Raw genomic sequence first — 2700 nt, 5'->3', positions numbered from 1 at the left:
GATCAAGGCGGCGACGCTGCTCGGCGCCAATCCCTGGCAGCGCTTCGTCACCATCGTGCTGCCGAAGATGAAGACGATCATCATCATCGCGCTGGCGATCCGGGTGATCGAGAACTTCAAGATCTTCGACACGCTCTACATCATGACCGGCGGCGGTCCAGGCGTCGCCACCGAAACCATCTCGGTCTACATCTACAAGCTCACCACTCAGGATTTGATCTGGGGCTATGTGGCGGCGATCGCGCTGGCCATTCTGGTCGTGCTGTCGATCGTCGCGGTGTTTGCCATGAAGCGCATGGCGCGGGCACGCGAGGTAACGGCATGAGCGCGATCCACTTGCAGAACCTGGTCAAGAAATTCGGCGACTTTACCGCGCTCAAGACCATGGACCTGGCAATATCAGACGGCGAGTTCATGGCGCTGCTCGGCCCGTCGGGCTGCGGCAAGTCGACGACGATGAACATGATCGCCGGCATGGAAGAGCCGACCGGCGGCAAGATCCTGTTTGGCGAGCGCGACATGGCCGGCGTGCCGATGGGCCGGCGCGGCGTCGGCTTCGTCTTCCAGAACTACGCCATCTTCACGCATATGACGGTGTGCCAGAACCTTGCCTATGGACCAAAAATGCGAGGGGCTGCCAAAGCCGAGATCGATCGCCGTGTCGGCGCTATCGCTGAGATGCTGCAGCTGACGCCGCTGCTCGACCGCAAGGCCGACAGGCTGTCGGTCAACATCTTGCAGCGGGTGGCGATCGGCCGCTCGGCGATCATGGAGCCGGCGATCTTCCTGCTCGACGAGCCGCTGTCCAATGTCGACGCCGCTTTCCGGGCCGTCATGCGCACCGAACTGAAGCAGCTGCAGCGGCAGTTCCGCCAGACCATGGTCTATGTCACCCACGATCAGCTTGAGGCGATGACCATGGCCGACCGCATCGCGGTCATGGATCATGGCGTGCTGCAGCAGGTCGGCACGCCGCTCGAGGTCTACAACGATCCGGCCAATGTCTTCGTCGCCCGCTTTATCGGTGCGCCGGGCATGAATCTGCTCAAGGGCAGGCCAGCGGAGAGCGACCGCGGACTGGTCGTCGATCTCGGACCGCTGGGCGTCACGCCGCCGCTGCCGGGCGAACTCGCGATGGCCATGCGCGGTGCGCGCGGCGAGGTGCTTTACGGATTCCGGCCTGAACAGGCGACGTTGGTTCAGAATGGGCAGGGGCTCGCAATGCCGGTGACCTTTGTCGAACGGATCGGTGCGCGCACCATCGTTCATCTCGGCCAGGGCGAGGCGGCTGTGAAAACGGTGTTCGACAATGATGTCGGACTGGCTATCGGCGGCACCGCTGTCATCGCCCCCACTACGTCGTCGGTGCGCGTCTTCGACGCCGCTACCGGCCTTGCGATGAAGGCAGGTTGAGATGGCCGATATCGTCTTCCGCAATGTGACCAAACGCTACGGCAATACACTCGCCGTCGACGACGCCTCGTTCACCGTCGACGACAACGAGTTCTTCTGCTTCTTCGGACCGCCGCTGTCGGGCAAGTCGACGATCCTGCGCCTGGTGCTCGGGCTGGAGACACCTGACACCGGCGAAATCCTGATCGGAGGCAGGCCGGTCAACGCGATGTCGCCGGCCGAGCGCAACGTGGCGATGGTGTTCCAGAACCTGGCGCTGTTTCCGCATATGAGCGCGCTCGAAAATGTCCGCTTTCCCCTTGTCGAACGCCGGGTCGCCGAGACCGAGATCAAGCGGCGGGTCACCGACGTCGCGGCGAAGCTGCATATCGGCCATATCCTGCACAAGCCGCCGGGACAGCTTTCGGGCGGGGAGCGGCAGCGCGTGGCGATCGCGCGGGCTCTGGTGCGCGATCCCAATGCCTATCTGATGGACGATCCGATCTCGGCGCTCGACGCCAGGCTGCGCGAGGAAACGCGCGTCGAGCTGAAGCGCATCCAGCGCGAACTCGGCAAGACGCTGATCTACGTCACGCATGACCAGGAAGAGGCGATGTCGGTCGCTGACCGCATTGCCATCCTGGAGGACGGCAAGATCAGGCAGATCGGTACGCCAGCAGAGATCTACGACCGCCCGGCCAGCACCTATGTGGCAAGGCTGCTTGGTTCGCCGATGATGAACATCCTCAGATCGGCGCGCGGCGAGGGCGGTGTCGAAGCGGCTGAAGGCACGATTCGCATCGACGACAAGACAGCGCCCGCCGACGCCGTGGAGATCGGGCTGAGGCCGGAAGACATCAAGGTTAGACCGTGGGCGGATGGGGGCCCGGGCCGCCCGGCGCGAGTGTTCGAGGTCGAGCCGCTTGGCGGCTATACCGTGGTGACGCTCGCTGCCGGGCAGGCGCGGCTGAAGGCATTGCTGCGCGGCCAGCCCGACATCCGGCCGGATGCCATGGTGGCGATATCCTGCGAGCCGGCCAGAGTGCATTATTTCAAACAGAGCGGCGGAGCGTTGGCACGATGACGGCCGCCGCAAGGAAAGAGTTTCGGGAGGAAGAGATGGGAAGCAAAGGCTTCGAGCCGGACGTGAAGGTCCGCACGAAGGAATACAAGATCGGCTGCGCCGGCGCAGGCATGATCATGGCCGAGTGCCATCTCGCCGCCTACAAGGAAGCCGGGTTCCCGGTGGTGGCAATCGCCTCGCGCACCAGGGCCAGCGCCGAGAAGGTGGCGACGCGCTGGAGCATC

3 protein-coding genes and 1 pseudogene are annotated in these 2700 nt (G+C 64.1%); all 4 read left to right on the top strand.

Going from position 1 to position 2700, the window contains the following annotated elements; all coding sequences use genetic code 11:
- Positions 1–325, top strand: a 325-nt coding sequence (locus tag EOC06_RS43510; RefSeq protein WP_245470068.1) for a carbohydrate ABC transporter permease, incomplete at its 5' end; no start/stop codon positions are given.
- Positions 322–1413: an ABC transporter ATP-binding protein gene (locus EOC06_RS25875; RefSeq protein WP_128309113.1), complete on the top strand. Its 1092-nt coding sequence runs from the start codon at positions 322–324 to the stop codon at positions 1411–1413. The genes EOC06_RS43510 and EOC06_RS25875, both read left to right, overlap by 4 nt.
- A 1-nt stretch (position 1414) precedes the next feature.
- Positions 1415–2476: an ABC transporter ATP-binding protein gene (locus tag EOC06_RS25870; protein ID WP_128309112.1), complete on the top strand. Its 1062-nt coding sequence runs from the start codon at positions 1415–1417 to the stop codon at positions 2474–2476.
- 35 nt (positions 2477–2511) lie between these two features.
- Positions 2512–2700 (top strand): annotated as a pseudogene (locus tag EOC06_RS43505) (gfo/Idh/MocA family oxidoreductase); the annotation flags it as partial.

It is taken from the genome of Mesorhizobium sp. M7A.F.Ca.MR.362.00.0.0 (assembly GCF_004023175.1).
Lineage (GTDB): Bacteria > Pseudomonadota > Alphaproteobacteria > Rhizobiales > Rhizobiaceae > Mesorhizobium.
Note: the sequence above shows the minus strand (reverse complement) of the source record. Positions and strands in the feature narration are given on the sequence as shown.